At 59.1% G+C, this 16,474-nt stretch carries 15 protein-coding genes; 14 read left to right on the forward strand and 1 reads right to left on the reverse strand.

All coding sequences use genetic code 11. From position 1 onward, the window contains the following. Positions 1 to 17 precede the first annotated feature (17 nt). The 9 genes from HNQ38_RS12220 (at position 18) to HNQ38_RS12260 (ending at position 8,243) form a co-directional block, all read left to right on the forward strand. Entirely contained in the window at positions 18 to 320 is a 303-nt protein-coding gene (locus HNQ38_RS12220; RefSeq protein ID WP_183721412.1) for a YggT family protein, read from the forward strand. A 55-nt stretch (positions 321 to 375) separates the two neighbouring features. Further along, positions 376 to 603 (forward strand): HP1242/YdcH family protein, encoded by a 228-nt coding sequence (locus HNQ38_RS12225; RefSeq protein WP_183721415.1) that lies wholly within the window; start codon positions 376 to 378, stop codon positions 601 to 603. 22 nt (positions 604 to 625) lie between these two features. After that, positions 626 to 2,317, forward strand: coding sequence for a biosynthetic-type acetolactate synthase large subunit (gene ilvB, locus HNQ38_RS12230; RefSeq protein ID WP_183721418.1), 1,692 nt, complete (start codon positions 626 to 628; stop codon positions 2,315 to 2,317). Between the two features lie 10 nt (positions 2,318 to 2,327). Beyond that, positions 2,328 to 2,819, forward strand: coding sequence for an acetolactate synthase small subunit (ilvN, locus tag HNQ38_RS12235; protein WP_183721421.1), 492 nt, complete (start codon positions 2,328 to 2,330; stop codon positions 2,817 to 2,819). 269 nt (positions 2,820 to 3,088) lie between these two features. Continuing rightward, a complete protein-coding gene (gene ilvC, locus HNQ38_RS12240; protein WP_183721424.1) occupies positions 3,089 to 4,090 on the forward strand; it encodes a ketol-acid reductoisomerase in 1,002 nt (333 codons plus the stop codon). Positions 4,091 to 4,414: 324 nt separating this feature from the next. Next, entirely contained in the window at positions 4,415 to 6,679 is a 2,265-nt protein-coding gene (locus HNQ38_RS12245) for a hypothetical protein (RefSeq protein ID WP_183721426.1), read from the forward strand. A gap of 263 nt (positions 6,680 to 6,942) precedes the next feature. Beyond that, positions 6,943 to 7,107: a hypothetical protein gene (locus tag HNQ38_RS12250; protein WP_183721429.1), complete on the forward strand. Its 165-nt coding sequence runs from the start codon at positions 6,943 to 6,945 to the stop codon at positions 7,105 to 7,107. A 194-nt stretch (positions 7,108 to 7,301) separates the two neighbouring features. Next, positions 7,302 to 7,472, forward strand: a complete 171-nt coding sequence (locus tag HNQ38_RS12255) for a hypothetical protein (protein WP_012625527.1) — start codon at positions 7,302 to 7,304, stop codon at positions 7,470 to 7,472. A gap of 90 nt (positions 7,473 to 7,562) precedes the next feature. Continuing rightward, positions 7,563 to 8,243, forward strand: a complete 681-nt coding sequence (locus HNQ38_RS12260) for a ubiquinone/menaquinone biosynthesis methyltransferase (protein ID WP_343060188.1) — start codon at positions 7,563 to 7,565, stop codon at positions 8,241 to 8,243. A 407-nt stretch (positions 8,244 to 8,650) separates the two neighbouring features. Here HNQ38_RS12260 and HNQ38_RS12265 read toward each other — a convergent pair whose 3' ends face one another. Continuing rightward, a complete protein-coding gene (locus HNQ38_RS12265; RefSeq protein WP_183721435.1) occupies positions 8,651 to 8,848 on the reverse strand; it encodes a DUF2065 family protein in 198 nt (65 codons plus the stop codon). 46 nt (positions 8,849 to 8,894) lie between these two features. On the opposite strand from HNQ38_RS12265, the gene HNQ38_RS12270 reads away from it, so the two are divergent. The 5 genes from HNQ38_RS12270 to HNQ38_RS12290 all read left to right on the forward strand — a co-directional run bounded on the left by HNQ38_RS12270 (position 8,895) and on the right by HNQ38_RS12290 (position 16,442). After that, a complete protein-coding gene (locus HNQ38_RS12270; protein WP_183721438.1) occupies positions 8,895 to 10,208 on the forward strand; it encodes a nucleotide sugar dehydrogenase in 1,314 nt (437 codons plus the stop codon). A 5-nt stretch (positions 10,209 to 10,213) separates the two neighbouring features. Then, positions 10,214 to 10,987 (forward strand): futalosine hydrolase, encoded by a 774-nt coding sequence (gene mqnB, locus HNQ38_RS12275; RefSeq protein ID WP_183721442.1) that lies wholly within the window; start codon positions 10,214 to 10,216, stop codon positions 10,985 to 10,987. Positions 10,988 to 10,995: 8 nt separating this feature from the next. Further along, the gene (locus HNQ38_RS12280) at positions 10,996 to 11,961 is read left to right on the forward strand and encodes a polyprenyl synthetase family protein (RefSeq protein ID WP_183721445.1); all 966 of its coding nucleotides are present in this window, start codon (positions 10,996 to 10,998) and stop codon (positions 11,959 to 11,961) included. Positions 11,962 to 11,986: 25 nt separating this feature from the next. After that, on the forward strand, positions 11,987 to 14,986 hold the full coding sequence (locus tag HNQ38_RS12285) for an AIR synthase-related protein (RefSeq protein WP_183721448.1): 3,000 nt from the start codon (positions 11,987 to 11,989) through the stop codon (positions 14,984 to 14,986). A gap of 268 nt (positions 14,987 to 15,254) precedes the next feature. Further along, entirely contained in the window at positions 15,255 to 16,442 is a 1,188-nt protein-coding gene (locus tag HNQ38_RS12290; protein WP_183721451.1) for a M20 metallopeptidase family protein, read from the forward strand. The last annotated feature ends 32 nt before the right edge of the window (positions 16,443 to 16,474 follow it).

The raw sequence follows: 16,474 nt of genomic DNA on the forward strand, positions 1-16,474 counted from the left end.
GCCACGCTGGAGGGCGCATGATTGTTCTGGCCAATACTATGAGCGCTGTTGCCATGATACTGGGTTCACTGCTGAGCCTGTATTTCTGGATAGTCATTATCGCCGCCGTACTCACCTGGGTGCGGCCTGACCCGTACAATCCCATAGTGCGCACCTTGCGCGCCCTTACTGAACCAGTGTTCTACCGGGTACGCAAATGGTTGCCCTTTACCTATACAAACGGCATGGATTTTTCGCCAGTTGTCGTGCTGCTGTCCATTGAGCTTTTCAACCGCATTGTGGTTGCCTCTCTGGCCCAGTACGCCCTAACCATGCAGTAACACCGGTTTCACTCGCGGGATTCCGCGTTCGAACATCTAACAATGGAGATTTCTTATGGATCAGCATGAACTAGAACTCCTAAACAAGTATGCGGCCACTGATCCGGAGCTGAAATCCCTTTGGGAAGATCATGTGCTCTACGAAAAGCAGGTGGATAAGCTTGAAGGCAAGGCCTTCCGCACCCCTACTGAAGAACAGACCTTGAAGCAGCTGAAAAAGCAGAAGCTTGAAGGAAAAACCCAGCTCATGGCAATCCTGGATCGTCTGAAAAAACAGGGTTAGCCTGACTGCTAAGGAGCCGGTCATGGAATGTACAGGTGCGCAGATTCTCCTTGAGTCCCTGAAAAGAGAGGGCGTTGACGTGCTGTTCGGATATCCCGGCGGCGCTGTTATTGACATTTACGATGAACTGCCGCGACATCAGGAAATCCGTCACGTGCTGGTACGGCACGAGCAAGGGGCTGTGCACGCAGCTGATGGATATGCCCGCGCCTCCGGCAAGGTTGGCGCATGCCTGGTAACCTCGGGCCCCGGCGCCACCAACACGGTGACGGGCATAGCCACAGCCTATTCCGACTCCATTCCGCTAGTAGTAATTACGGGGCAGGTGCCCACGCAACTGATTGGCAATGACGCTTTTCAGGAAGTGGACATTGTGGGCATCACCCGCCCCTGCACCAAGCATAACTTTCTGGTAAAGGACATCAACAAGCTGGCCCTTACCATACGACAGGCCTTTTACCTGGCGCGCACGGGCCGCCCCGGGCCCGTGCTCGTCGACCTGCCCAAGGACATCATGCAGGCCAAGGCCGAATTTGTATGGCCTGAAGATGTGTACATGCGCAGCTACAACCCCACCTACAAGCCCAACCTCAATCAGTTGCGGCGCTCGGTGGAAGAGCTCGCCAAGGCCGAACGCCCGGTCATTCTGGCTGGCGGCGGCGTTATAATGTCCAATGCGGCCGACGCGCTTACGAGCCTTGCCCGCAAACTGCAAATTCCCGTGACCTGTTCGCTTATGGGGCTTGGGGCATTTCCTGCCACTGATCCCCTGTGGCTCGGCATGGTGGGCATGCACGGCACCTACGCGGCCAACCTGGCCATCAATAATGCCGACGTGCTCGTGTGTGTCGGCGCGCGCTTTGACGACCGCGTCACTGGCAAGCTGGCCGGGTTTGCGCCCAAGGCCCGCATCGTTCACATCGACATAGACCCCACATCCATCCGTAAAAACGTGGAAGTGCAGGTTCCCGTGGTGGGCGACTGCCGTCTGGCCCTTGAAGGCATGGCCGAGATATGTGACGCCAAGCTTGAAGGCAAAGACTGGGCCAGCGAACATGCCGCGTGGCTTGAAGCCGTGAGAGAATGGAAAACGAGCAAGCCGCTCTGCTACCAGAAAAACCACAATATCAAGCCGCAGGAAGTTATTGAAACCCTGTATGAACTTGCCAACGGCGACGCCATCATCGCTACTGAAGTGGGGCAGCACCAGATGTGGGTGGCCCAGTTCTACACCTTCACCAAGCCGCGCACCCTGCTTACCAGCGGCGGTCTCGGCACGATGGGCTACGGCTTTCCCGCGTCCATAGGCGCACAGTTCGCCTTTCCCGACAAGAAGGTTATTACGGTGGCGGGCGACGGCTCACTGCAAATGAATATTCAGGAACTGGGCACTGTGGTGGCCAACAAGCTGCCCATCAAGGTTGTCATCCTGAACAACCGCCACCTTGGCATGGTTCGCCAGTGGCAGGAACTCTTTTACAACCAGAACTACAGTTCCACCAATATGGAAGCCCAGCCGGACTTCGTAAAATTGGCCGAAGCGTACGGAGCCGAAGGCTACCGTATCGAGAAGGGTGAAGACCTGCGCGCCACGCTTGAAAAGGCCCTGGCTTCGCCCAACCCGGCTTTTATTGACGTTGTGGTGGAGCGTGAGGAAAACGTGTACCCCATCGTGCCCGCTGGTGCGGCGCTTGATGAAATGTTGCTGGTGTAAGGGAGCGGCTATGAGCAAAAGACATGTGCTTTCCGTGCTGGTGGAAAACGAACCGGGCGTGCTTTCCCGCGTGGCGGGGCTGTTCAGCGGCCGCGGCTTCAACATCCACTCGCTGAATGTGGCCCCGGCCCTGGAAGAAGGCGTTTCACACATGACCATCACCACTGAGGGCGACAGCCTGATTTTGGAGCAGATAATGAAACAGCTGCACAAAATCGTTTCTGTCATCAAAGTGGTAGATTTTGCGGATATACCCGCTGTGGAACGCGAAATGATGTTTGTGAAGGTGCAGGCAGAAGGCCCCATGCGGGGCGAAATTCTGCGCACCGTTGAAATATTCCGCTGCAAGGTGGTGGACGTGAGCCCCAATGAAATGACCATTGAGGCCACTGGCAATCAAGACAAGCTTGATGCCATCATCAACCTTTTACAGCGGTTTGGTATCAAGGAACTGGCGCGCACAGGCTCTGTAGCCATCCGCCGTTCCAAAAAGACGGATTAGGCTGCTTCAGCCCCGGCTTTGCCCGCTTTCGCATCCGACGGCCCACAAGGCCCTCTCCGGCGCGGAAGCGACGCAGGTGGTTATTCCCTTTATCCCCAAGGGCCACATCTGCGCGCAGGCATGTCCGGTTCCGTCCACCGCGCCCCAGGCCGGATAACTGCCGCAAGGCAGCAGCACCGCCGGGGCATCGTCAGGGCCCCCTATTTTCTCTTCGGGTGAAGAGGAATGCAATTTTTGCTTAACCGTGAGTGATCTCAAAGGAATTTCAGATGAAAGTCTATTACGATCAGGATGCCGACCTTAATCTCCTGAAAGACAAAACCGTTGCCATCATCGGCTACGGCAGTCAGGGACACGCCCACGCCCAGAACCTGCGCGATTCCGGCGTCAAGGTTGTGGTGGGACAGCGCCCCGGCGGCGCCAACTACGAACTGGCCAAGGAACACGGCTTCAACCCTGTTTCCGCTGCCGAAGCCGCCGAGCAGGCCGACCTGATTATGATTCTGCTGCCTGACGAAGTGCAGGCTTGTGTTTACGAAAACGACATCAAGCCCCACCTCACCAAGGGCAAGGCTCTGTTGTTCGCTCACGGTTTCAACATCCACTTCTGCCAGATCCAGCCCCCCAAGGATGTGGACGTGTTCCTCATCGCCCCCAAGGGCCCCGGCCATCTGGTTCGCCGCACCTACACCGAAGGCGGCGGCGTGCCCTGCCTGGTGGCCATTCATCAGGATGCCACCGGCAATGCCCTCAAGGTAGCCCTGGCCTATGCCAAGGGCGTTGGCGGCGCACGCTCCGGCGTGATCGAAACCACCTTCCGTGAAGAAACCGAAACCGACCTCTTCGGCGAACAGGCCGTGCTTTGCGGCGGCGTTTCCGCCCTCATCAAGGCTGGCTTTGAAACCCTGGTTGAAGCCGGATACCAGCCCGAAATGGCCTACTTTGAATGCCTGCACGAAATGAAGCTTATCGTTGACCTCATGTACGAGGGCGGCCTTTCACGCATGCGTTACTCCATCAGTAATACCGCGGAATACGGCGACTACGTCACCGGACCCCGCCTCATCACCGATGAAGTGAAAAAAGAAATGAAGGCTGTGCTGAAAGACATTCAGAGCGGCGTATTTGCCCGCAACTTCATTCTTGAAGCCCGCGCCAAGTACCCGATGTTCCTCACCACCCGCCGCAACGAATCTGAACATCAGATCGAAAAAGTGGGCAAGGAACTGCGCAGCATGATGTCCTGGCTTAAAAAGGACAAAAAAGACTAATACCGTATCCTCGGTTTTAGCCATTTAGCGTCTCAACCGGCCATCCGTCAGGGTGGCCGGTTCTCTTTTGGAATAGTTTTATTTTATAGCATCTTACCATTTAAAAAATTTAAATACGCTAAAACCCTTGCTGGCTCGGTTCAAGACGCGTGAAGCCGCACAGCAGAGAGGTTTGCGTCTTTCTTCATAACCTGATACGAAAAACCGTGGCTTTGCACATATTTTGCTTCTGCGGCATGGCCAACAACCGTCATACCGCTTACCGGCGACAATCCCGCCCCCTCCGGCCCAGTAGCCGAAGTTCCTAACCACATGAGGTCGCGCATGGCTGCCCAAAACACCCATGAAAATACTGAAGAAATCATCGACCTGACCGAACTTATCGAAAAAGGCAGCGTTCCAGAAACAGATGAGGCTGCCGAAAGCCGCACTGCTGACGAGAACGCCGACCTGCACAGCCATATGCGCAGCCTCAATGATCAGGCGCAGCACTCTGAAGCGGAAGCGGAAATCGACAACCTGCTGGCGCAGATGGATTCTATGGACGAAGACGCCACGGCAGAAATGTCCTTTCAGCCTGCTGAAGCTGATGATGAAAGCACGAGCGAAGCCGCCGACACACAGGCCGACGCCATTACCGGCATGTCCCCAGATTTTCCGCCTGTGCGTATGCCTGATGGCCATATCGTAGACCCCCATGAAGAACTGCACATGCCCGGCATGGGTGATGTTGACAGCCTTCTGAACTCACTCGACATCCCCCCCCAGCCCAGAGCTCAGGGAGCCGCCGCGCCGTCCCCCAAGGACACGGATGACGCTGTGGACAAAATGCTCGGCAGTCTGGGCGGTGCATCCTGCCCCACCCCGGAAGATTTTGCCCCGAACGCAGAACAAAACGCTCAAGCAGACCCAATGGGCCTCGATGAACTTCTGGCCGCCGGAACCATGCCGGAGCCCGTTATTTCCGACGAGCTTGAAGCCCTGCTGCGCGAGGCTAATCCGGCAACGGCACAGCCAGCGCCCAGCAAGCCCCAACCCGCTGAGCAGCGCGCGGCAGCACCAGTTCAGGCGACAGCACCAACTCAGGCGGCTCCGGCGGCGGCACCTCAGGCGGACGCTCCGGCGCACGGCCTCAATGAAGATCTGGACGCTCTGCTGCATTCCATTATGGCCGACCAGCCAGCCCCTTCCCCGGCCCAAACGCAAGCCCAACCTGCCGCCAGTCAGGAGCCCGCTCAGACAACGCCCCACGATGCTTTGGACGCGCAGACCGAGCAAAACATGGTGGACACGCCACAGGTTCCCGCTTCTGCGCCCGTTTCTGAACCAGATTCTGGGCCAACCCCTGAACCAGCCACCCCCGAATCCGCAGCGCCTGCTGCAGATTCGGCATCAGACCCTGTCTCTGATCTGGCCGCCGATCTGGACATGTTACTGGCCTCCATCAATGGGCCAGAATCCGCATCTGCGGGCAAAGGCACAGACCAGACAACGGCGTCCGATCCGGCAAAAAACAACGAAACACTTGAATTTGACCTTGATGCGCTTTTGGCGGCAGCTGACGCGGAAGAACGCGGGTTGCAGCCGAGCACAGCAGAGCCTCAGGCGGAAGCTGTGCAGCCCTCCGTTGAAGACGTGCCCGCCGCACATCAAGAGCCTCCCGTGGCAGCCCAGCCCCAGGCCGCGCCCATCGCGCCCGAATTGAGTCTGGACGAGATTCTGGATGCAAACGTTACCGTTGAGCCTGACGCTGTGGCCCAAATGCTCGATCAGGCAGGCAGTGCTGCGGCGGCGGCACCTGCTGCAGCCAGCGTCGCCAGCAGTGCCCCGGCCAGTACTGCAGACCAGATTTCTGCCCAGGACATGTCAGCGCTTGTGGAACGGCTTGACCAGTATGCGGCGCAATTGCAGCAGGCAGACGATCGTGTGTCGGCTCTGGAATCCGCAGTGGCCGAAGCCCGGGCAGAAGCGGAACAGGCCCGCACCGAGGCCGATGAAGCCCGCGCCACAGCACAGCAAGCCCAGACTGCGCTGGACGAAGCCCTTGCCTCGGCGCAATCCGCGCACGAAAATGTGGCGCAAACCGCTACTGAAGCCCTGCACACGGCCCAAGGCGCTGCGGAAGCAGCAGCCAGTGCCGCCGCGCAACAGCAATCTGACAAGCCAGAAAGTACGCCGTTCCCCGAAGATCTTTTTGCAACAGATCACCCCCTGCATCAGCGCCTTTTGGAGCTTATTTCGGCCACAGCCGCAAAAACAGCCGCTGAAGTTGCCACAGAGGCTGCCGCAGAAGCTGCCGCAACAGCGGCGCGTCAGGCAGCTGACGAAGCTGTTCAGTCTGCCATGTCCCAGACCGAGGCCAAACCGCAGGCAGAGCAAGAAGATCCAGCCCTGCTGGAAACCCTGCTGGACGAACGCATGCACGCGGTTAATCTGACCGTGAAAGGCGCTTCTGCCAGGCTGGATTCCGTTGAAGATCGGCTGGACGAACTGGAGCCCCGCTTCAACGACCGGGTGGAAAAAGCGGCGGCAGCGGCAGCGGCCCGTATTCTGCGCGAAGAAATTGGCCGCCTGCTGGAAAGCGAATAGCCGGTATATTTTGCTGGCTGCGCAGGGCACGGCGCCGTGCGCTGATTGCGGGCAGGATTGTGCGCGGGCTGCCGCAACACGAGTCAGTACCGTCCACTTGAGGCATTTTCATCAGTATTCCTGTGCGAACCGGATTGAGGGGTTTTGCTGACAAAACCTTTTACCGTTCCCCACAGGCAAAAGCGCTGATCCCGGCGCATGCCGACAAGCCGCATCCCTGCCAGACAGGGCCGCCGTGCTTGCCAAGTGAAAGCGGAACGCATATGCTGTTGCCCGATTTCACACGCATGGGACCATCAGCCCGCCGATCCATGCCCCGTGGTTTCAGCTTGAAGCCGAAACACGACGGCATGGCGTTTTCTGTTGCCAGCCGCGCGTTTCGCACGCAGGCCAGAGGGTATGGAAGCATGCCGCCGCATGCGGAATGAAGGGGCACGTTCCCCAACGCAGATATAAAAAAGGGGCGGGGGCTTGAGTTTCCGTTCATTTCCCGTCCAGGCAATGCCCACTGTGGGTCAAGGCCATTCCCCGAAGGGCGGGTTTTATTTCCGGCCATCAGGCAAGCGCCGCGAGTCTTTCGCAAACATCGGCAGAAGCGGCAGCAACAAAGCATGAGGACCGTATGGACAAGGATCGCAAGGAAGCCCTGCAGGTGGCCAAAGAACTGACCGCCAAATTTATTGAAACGCGCACGGTTTCTCCCGGCAATTTTGCCGAGGTATTCCCCTCGGTCTACCGGGTGGTATGCACAGCCATTGGCGTTGATGCGGATCAGGACAACAAGGGAAAATAAGTGGATTCTTCTCAGAACTCCCGGCAGGAAGGCGGGCACGCCCCGGCTGCCGCGCCCCAATCGGCTCCCCGGCCCACCCATGACGCGGCTGTGGCCGGCATGTTTGGCCGCATCGTGCGCTTTTATGATTTGCTGAACCGCGTTCTCAGCCTGGGTCTTGACCAGTACTGGCGCAAGGTACTGGCCCGTAACGTGCGCCTGGGCGATACAGGCGTGGTTCTGGATCTGGCCGCAGGCACCCTGGACGTTTCCCTGGCCATACGCCGCCAGCATCCGACCGCCATTGTGCCTGCTCTGGATTTTTGCCCGCCCATGCTGGTGCAGGGCACCCGCAAGCTCAAAGGCGACAACACCCGGTGCATCCTGCCCGTTGCGGCTGACGCCAAGCGTTTGCCCCTGCCCGATGCCTCCGTGGATTGTCTGACCATAGCCTTCGGCATTCGCAATATCATCCCGCGCGAAGCGGCCTTTGCCGAAATGCTGCGCGTGTTGCGCCCCGGCGGGCGGGCCTGCATTCTGGAATTTGGCTCCGGGCGCGAACGTATCTGGGGCGGGCTGTACAACGTATATCTGAATTTTCTGCTGCCCCGCGTTGGCCGTTTGTTTTCCAAAGATCCTGCGGCCTATGGCTATCTGGCCGACACCATCCGCGCTTTTCCTTCGGCCATTGAGCTGGAAAAAGAAATGCGCAAGGCTGGTTTTTCCAAAGCCTGGTACCAAAAGCTCACGTCGGGTATTGTATGCCTGCATGTGGGGGAAAAAGCGAAGTAGTTTCTGCGCCGCGTGTGCCGGGCTTTTCGGGATTTGCCCACGCTCGGCAGAGAACAGGTATTGGCAGCAGCGGTAAAATGCGGCAGGTTGCGGCAAAACGGTAGCCCTGTATTCCAAATTTGCTGCTGGCAGCAAGCAACGTGTGGAGCAGCGTCGGCAAAGGCCAACCCAAAAGCGTAATGGGCAGGCCCAGTACAAGCTTTTCAAGTTTTGCGGCGTCCAGACCGCACCGCGCATGCAATGGCTGAAGCAATGCTTTTACGCAGGACAACACGCGATGATGCATAGCCGGTTTACGGGTTGACGCCCTGCCAGCAGTGCGGCTTGCTGCAAAGCCCTCCGCGCTACCGAAAGCGGCACAGCATATTCGCACGCGGATATTTTTACACGTTCAATGGCAAAATGCTCTAGTGCGAAGCAAGCCAGACGAGCAGCAAGCCCAAAGCCAGTGCCGCCAGCCCGACTATTCGCAGGCGGCTTTCAGGCAAGGGCAAAAGACTCAGCAGTGCGCGGCGCATGCCGCCAGGGAACAGCGTCCAGCACAGCCCCTCAAGCACTACGGCAAGGCCCAGGGCGCGAAGAAAGAGTTCAATATTAAATTCCATGCTTTTTTGGTGACGAAAAAAGCCTGTTTTGTAAAGGAATGAAATTATGGTGACATTCGAGGCTCTGCAACAAGGCAAGGAAACGCTGGCCGTCGTCGGCCTTGGCTATGTGGGTTTGCCCCTGGCCGTTGCCCTTTCGCGCCACATGAAGGTGCTGGGTTTTGACATCAGCGCCCCCCGCATCAAGGAACTGCAAGACGGACATGACCGCACCCGCGAAGTGGACGACGTCAAGCTGCAGGCAGCTGATGTGCGCTATACCTGCGACCCTGCCGAACTCAAGGAAGCTGCCGTCATCATCGTGGCCGTGCCCACGCCCATTGACGACCACCGCTCCCCTGACCTCACCCCCGTGGTGGGCGCAAGCAAAACCGTTGGCCAGCATATGAGCAAGGGTTGCGTGGTGGTGTACGAATCCACCGTCTATCCCGGCCTGACCGAAGAAATCTGCGTACCCATCCTTGAGCGCGAGTCCGGCCTTACATTTGGCAAGGACTTCACCATCGGCTACTCGCCGGAACGCATCAATCCCGGCGACAAGGTGCATACCCTTGAAACCATCACCAAGATCGTTTCCGGCTCGGACGAACCCACCGCTGATCTGCTGGTGAAGGTCTACGGTTCCGTGGTCACGGCGGGCATCCACCGGGCCTCCAGCATCAAGGTGGCCGAGGCTGCCAAGGTGATTGAAAACACCCAGCGCGACCTCAACATCGCCCTTATGAACGAGCTTGCCATCATCTTTGGCAGACTGGGCATCGACACCCTTGAAGTGCTTGAAGCCGCTGGCAGCAAATGGAACTTCCTGCCCTTCCGTCCCGGCCTTGTGGGCGGGCATTGCATTGGCGTGGACCCCTACTACCTCACCTATAAGGCCGAGGAACTGGGCTTTCACCCCGAAGTTATTCTGGCTGGCCGCCGCATCAACGACAATATGGGCAAATATGTGGCCGAATGCGTGGTCAAACGCCTGATCAAGAGCGGTCGCGTCATCAGCGGCGCCCGTGTGGGCATCTTTGGCTTCACCTTCAAGGAAAATGTGCCGGACCTGCGCAATACCCGCGTGGTGGACGTTATCCGCGAGCTTGAAGATTACGGCGTACAGGTGCTGGTAAGCGATGCCGAGGCCGATCCCGCCGAAGCCATGCACGAATACGGCCAGACCCTGCTGCCTCAGGAAGACCTGAACAATCTGGACGCTTTTATCCTGACGGTGGGACACAGCGCTTACAAGGCTCTGACCCCCGAAAAAATCAAGAGCCTCTTTGCCCAGCCCGACAAAGCCGTGGTGCTGGACGTGAAAAGCTTCTTCGACCCTGTCGCCATGAGCGGCGCGGGCATAGATTACTGGAGGCTGTAAGCCGCGTGAGTCTGCTTATCTGCGTCGCTACCGGCCCGGAACTGGCGGGCCTTTTGCCGGATTTTGCACCGCCTTTGGAAACTGGCGCAAAATCCGGCGGCAGCGATGCGCCAGCGGCTTCCACCGCCGCAAGCTGGCCCGAAATGCAGCTCTGGCCAACAAGGCTCAAAACAGGCAATGCCCTGTGCTGCATAACGGGCGTTGGCCCCATCAACGCGGCTTTGGCTCTTGGTCATGTTCTGAGCCGGGCCGAAGCAGAAGGCACGCCCGTAAGCGCGGTGCTCAACGCGGGGCTTGCCGGAGCATTTGACCTTGAGGCCAATCCCCTGCTTTCGCACTGCCTTGTGCGGGAAGAAATCTGGCCCGAGTACGGCCTGCACGACGGACAAAGTGTCACTGCCGGAGCTTTTGGCTTTCCGCAGTGGCAACCCCCGCAAGGCGAGGCCGTGCGGGACAAGTTGACGCTGCCGGGCGTTGAAGCCCTGGCCCCCTTTGGCGGCAAATGCGCAGAAGACGCTCTGCCCCACTGCCGTTCGCTTACGGTAGCTGGCGTCAGCGCCAGTTTTGCCCGAGCCGCAGACTTGCGTGGCCGCTATAAGGCCGACCTGGAAAATATGGAAGGCTTTGCCGTGGCATACGCCTGCGCACGCCAGGGCATTCCCTGTGTGGAAGTACGCAGCGTGTCCAACAAGGTAGGGCCACGCGCCAGGGAAGAAAAAGATTTTCCCGGTGCGCTGCGCTCACTGGCGCAGGTGCTGCCCGCCCTTAACCTTATCTGAGTAGCGACATGATTCAACTCAAAGCACGCCTTGCACTGGAACTGCCCGCCATCAACCGCGCTCTGGACAAGGCCGTGGACACCTTGCCAGAACCCGTACGTCCGGTGACGCGCCACATCTTCGAGGCTGGCGGCAAACGCCTGCGCCCTCTGCTTACGGTGCTTACGGCACGTTTGCTGGGAAACAACAATGAAGATATCCTGGATCTGGCCGTCACCCTTGAAATGCTGCATGCCGCCACCCTGCTGCACGACGATGTGCTGGACAACGCCGTAAGCCGCCGGGGCAAACCCGCGGCCCATACGCTCTACAACGTGTCCAGCGTCATCCTGGCTGGCGATGCCCTGCTGGCAGGCGCCAATGCCCTTGTGGCCCAAAGGGGCGATCCGCGCCTTTCGCACTGTTTTTCCGAGGCCACAAGTCAGACAGCTGCAGGCGAAATTCTTGAAATCGCGTCCCAGGGCAGTGTGGATTCCAGCGCCGCCCAGTATGAAGAAATGGTGCGCGGCAAAACGGCATGGCTTATCCGCGCCGCCTGTGAAATGGGCGCGCTGGCAGCAGGAGCCGACGACAAGACCGTGGCCGCTGCCGCCGCCTACGGCGAAAACCTTGGCATGGCCTTTCAGATGGTGGACGACGCGCTGGACTTTGCCCCCGAAAGCGTTACGGGCAAGCCCACTGGCGGCGACGTGCGCGAAGGCAAGCTGACCCCGCCCCTGCGCCTCTACCGCGACAGCCTGAGCCAGGCTGACCGCAAAGATTTTGACGCGGCCTTTACCAGCCTGAGCATGACCGGGGCCGACGCCGAGGCCATTGCACTGCGCATACGCGAGGCAGGCTTTGACGCCGCCGTTCGCCGTCAGGCCGATACTTTTCTTGACGCGGCAAGGCATGCCCTCAACAGCCTGCCCGACAAGTCCGAGCGCAAGGTCATGTTCCACATGGCCGACTATGTGCGCGACAGAAAGAAATAAGCTGTAACCTCACGAGGAAGCACCAATGCTCTACCGGGTGGAAACCGGCCTGCACGCCGGACTGGACGATACACAGGGTCGCAAGACGGCCCAGCATCTGCTCAAGGCTCTCAACCTGTCCACGGGTGCCGTGCGTCAGATCAAGGTCTTTACGGCCGAAGGGCTCAATGAAGCTCAGGTCAGGCGGCTGCTGGACGAAGGCATCTGGCACGACCCCATCTTGCAGGCGGCCTCTCTTGAGCCTCTGCCCGCAGGCCAGCCCGAACCGGACTGGTATGTGGAAGTGGGCTTTCGTCCCGGCGTGACCGACAACGAAGCCCGCACCGCCCGCGACACCGCCGCAATGGTGCTGGACATCCCCCGCGACAGCCTGCGCGTGTACACCGCCGTGCAGCACCGCATTGTCAATGATCCGGCTGCTCCGCTGACCCGCGAACAGGTGGACATGCTGGCGCGCGACCTGCTCTGCAACACGCTCATTCAGCGCTACCGCATCAAGAGCCGCCAGGAATGGCAGGCCAACCCCGGCTTTGAAGCGCAGGCCGCCCAGGTCACAGGCGAAGCCAACGACACGGTGGACACCATCACCCTGTCCGGCATGAATGACGACGACCTCACCCAGGCCAGCCGCTCCAATACCTGGGCCTTGAATCTCAAGGAAATGCACTGCATTCGCGACCAGTTCACCGCCCCCGACGAAGTGTCCCGGCGCAAGGCAATCGGCCTGCCCGGCGACCCCACTGACGTGGAAATGGAAGTGCTGGCCCAAACCTGGTCCGAGCACTGCAAGCACAAAATTTTCGCCTCGCGCATCAATTACACTGATGCGGATACGAACCGCCACGAAGTGGTGGACAACCTTTACAAGACCTGCATTCGCGACGCCACGGCCATTTTGCGCGAGCGCATGGGGCCCAATGACTACTGCAAGTCCGTCTTCAAGGACAACGCGGGCGTCATCGCCTTTATCAACGGCTATGATGCCTGCATCAAGGTAGAAACCCACAACAGCCCTTCTGCTCTGGATCCCTACGGCGGTGCGCTTACGGGTATTGTGGGCGTCAACCGCGATCCTATGGGTACGGGCATGGGCGCGGAACTTGTCTGCAATACAGACGTGTTCTGCTTTGCCTCGCCCTTCCACGACAAGCCCCTGCCCCCGCGCCTGCTGCACCCCCGCCGCGTGCTGGAAGGCGTGCGTGAAGGCGTGGAACACGGCGGCAACAAGTCCGGCATTCCCACGGTCAACGGCTCTCTGGTTTTTGACGAGCGCTTTTTGGGCAAGCCGCTGGTATACTGCGGCACTGTCGGCGTGATTCCGGCTGAAATCCACGGCCGTCCCGGCTGGTTCAAAAAGGCCGAAACTGGCGACTTTATCGTCATGACTGGCGGTCGCATAGGCAAGGACGGCATCCACGGAGCCACCTTCTCCTCCGAAGAACTGCACGAAGGTTCGCCTGCCACTGCTGTTCAGATCGGTGACCCCATCACCCAGCGCAAGATGTATGACTTCATCATGCGCGCCCGTGACCTTGGCCTGTACCACGCCATCACCGACAACGGCGCTGGCGGCCTGTCCTCTTCCGTGGGTGAAATGGCGGAAGATACGGGCGGCTGCGTGCTGGATATCGCCAAAGCCCCTCTCAAGTACGACGGCCTGCGCCCCTGGGAAATCCTGCTCTCCGAAGCGCAGGAACGCATGACCCTGGCCGTGCCGGCCGAAAAGCTGGACGAGTTTATGGAACTGGCTGCCCGTATGGACGTGGAAGCCACGGCCCTCGGCACGTTCACCGAGTCCGGCTACTTTGAGGTGCGCTACAATGACCGCATTGTGGCCTCCATGCCCATGCAGTTCATGCATGAAGGCGTGCCCCAGCTTGAGCTGGAAGCCGAATGGAAGGCCCCTGAAATCAAGGAAATCTGTGTGGATGTGGCCGATGCGGACCAGGGCGCTTTTCTCAAGCGCATGCTGAGCCGCCTCAACATCTGCTCCAAGGAATACATCATCCGCCAGTACGACCACGAAGTGCGCGGCGGCAGCGTCATCAAGCCTCTGGTGGGCGTCAAGCGCGACGGCCCGGCAGACGCGGGAGTGCTGCGTCCCCTGCTGGAATCGGACGCGGGCCTTGTGATCTCTCACGGCATCTGCCCCAAGTTCAGCGATTACGACACCTACTGGATGATGGCCAACGCAATGGACGAGGCCATACGCAACGCGGTGGCCGTAGGCGCTGATCCCGACGCGCTGGCCGGGGTGGACAACTTCTGCTGGTGCGACCCTGTGGTCAGCCCCACCAACCCCGATGGCCGCTACAAGCTGGCGCAGCTTGTGCGCGCCTGCCGCGCCCTGCGCCAGTTCAGCCTGGCCTTCGGCGTGCCTTGCATTTCCGGCAAGGACTCGATGAAGAACGACTACACGGGCGGCGGCGAGCGCATCTCCATTCCGCCCACTGTGTTGTTCTCCGTGCTGGGCGTCATCCGCAACGTCACGGCCACCCAGACGTCAGACTTCAAGAAAGCTGGCGACTACATCTACCTGCTGGGCGGCACCTGGAACGAAATGGCGGGCAGCGAAGCCTGCGACGAACTGGGCATCAAGGGCGGCCATGTGCCTCATGTGGACGCGGCCTCTGCAATGGCCCGCTACCGTGCGGTTTCCGCTCTTATGGGCCAGCGGGCCATCTCCGCCTGCCACGACTGCTCTGACGGTGGTCTGGCTGTGGCCCTGGCTGAAATGTGCATTGGCGGCCGTTTGGGCGCTGAACTGGACCTGGACGCGGTGCACGCCATGCAGTGCATGAACAAAACCGAACTGCTGTACAGCGAAAGCGCCAGCCGTCTGCTTGTCAGCGTAAAGCCCGAACTGGCTATGATCTTTGATGCTCTTGGCCAGTGGCAGCTCTGCTCGCGCGTGGGCGTGGTCACCACCGACGAGCGTCTGACAATGAAGTCTGGCGACAGCGTCATTGCCAGCGAGCATGTGGAAGATCTGGCGCGCGCCTTCAAGGTGACGCTGGACTGGTAAATACCGTCTCAACAAAGCGCAGAGAATAGAAATGCCGTTGGCGACAGCCAGCGGCATTTCTTCGTATACTCCGCAGCTGGTCTGTGGCTTCCCATATTCGATATGGCACTTGCTATTATTTATACCAACAAAACCATAGTATTAGCATTTGCCATCTCGTAAACCGAGGTATATGGTTGGGCATATAGTATTTTAACATGGGATATTACGCTGCTGGCGGTCCGTCCCTGCCCGTGGGTGGGCTGTCTCCATAGCAAAGGAGAAAACCATGTACCATATGCGTGAAGAAGCGGAAGGCATCAGATCCCAGCTGACGATGTGGCGTGAAACCCTGCACCGGCACCCCGAGCTGAGTTTCAAGGAATTCTGGACCACCGACTACCTGAAAAAAGAACTGGTCGGTATGGGCATAGAAATTGTCGACTGGGGCGGCGAAACAGGCGTTGTTGGCCTGCTGCACGGCCCCCGCCCCGGCAAATGCGTGGCCCTGCGGGCCGATATCGATGCGCTGCCCATTGATGAAAAAAGCGGCGTCGCCTTTGCCTCGGAAAATCCGGGCGTCATGCATGCCTGTGGGCATGACAGCCACATGGCCGCCCTGTTGGGCGCAGCCCGCCTTTTGTCCAGCCGCAAGGATGATCTCAAGGGCACGGTAAAGTTTATTTTTCAACCTGCGGAAGAAATCTTCGCTGGCGGTGCCCTTATGGTCAAAAAGGGCGTGCTTGAAAATCCTCATGTGGACTTCATTTTCGGCCAGCACAACATCTGCGAATACCCGGCGGGTAAAGGTCTTATTTCCCCCGGTCCCATCATGGCCTGTTCGGCTTTCATTTCCATTACAGTTCACGGCAAGGGCGGTCACGGCGCAGTGCCGCATCTGGCTCACGATCCTGTTGTGGCCGCAGCCGCCATCGTGTCTGCACTGCAAACCATAGTCAGCCGCGAAATGCGGCCCACCGAGGCTGTGGTGGTCACCATAGGCAGCATACACGGCGGCACCGTGGCCAACGTCATTCCCGATACTGTCACCATGCAGGGTACCGTGCGCTGCTTTGACCTTGAACTCTTTCACGAACTTGAAGACCGCCTGCGGCGCGTTATTGAAAATACCGCCGCCGCGCACAACGTCACAGCCGACTTTGAATACAACAAGCTGGTTCCCAACGTGAACAACCCGCCGGAACTTACGGAATGGATGCGCCAAGGCCCCATGAAGGAAGTTTACGGTGAAGAAAATGTGTTGCCCTGCGTACCCAGCATGGGTGGCGAAGACTTTGCCTGTTATATGGCCGAAACGCCCGGAGTCTTCGTTTGGTTTGGCAGCGGCAACCCGGAAAAAGGCATCAAATTCTCCTGGCATAATCCAGCGTTCAACGTGGATAACGAAAGCCTGGTCTACGGCGCGGCGCTGTACGCGCAGGTCGCTCTGGACTGGCTGGCCAAGGAAACCGGATAGCAAACATACAGCCGGGCAACGCATGTGCATGG

The sequence above is a fragment of the Desulfovibrio intestinalis genome, assembly GCF_014202345.1.
Lineage (GTDB): Bacteria > Desulfobacterota > Desulfovibrionia > Desulfovibrionales > Desulfovibrionaceae > Desulfovibrio > Desulfovibrio intestinalis.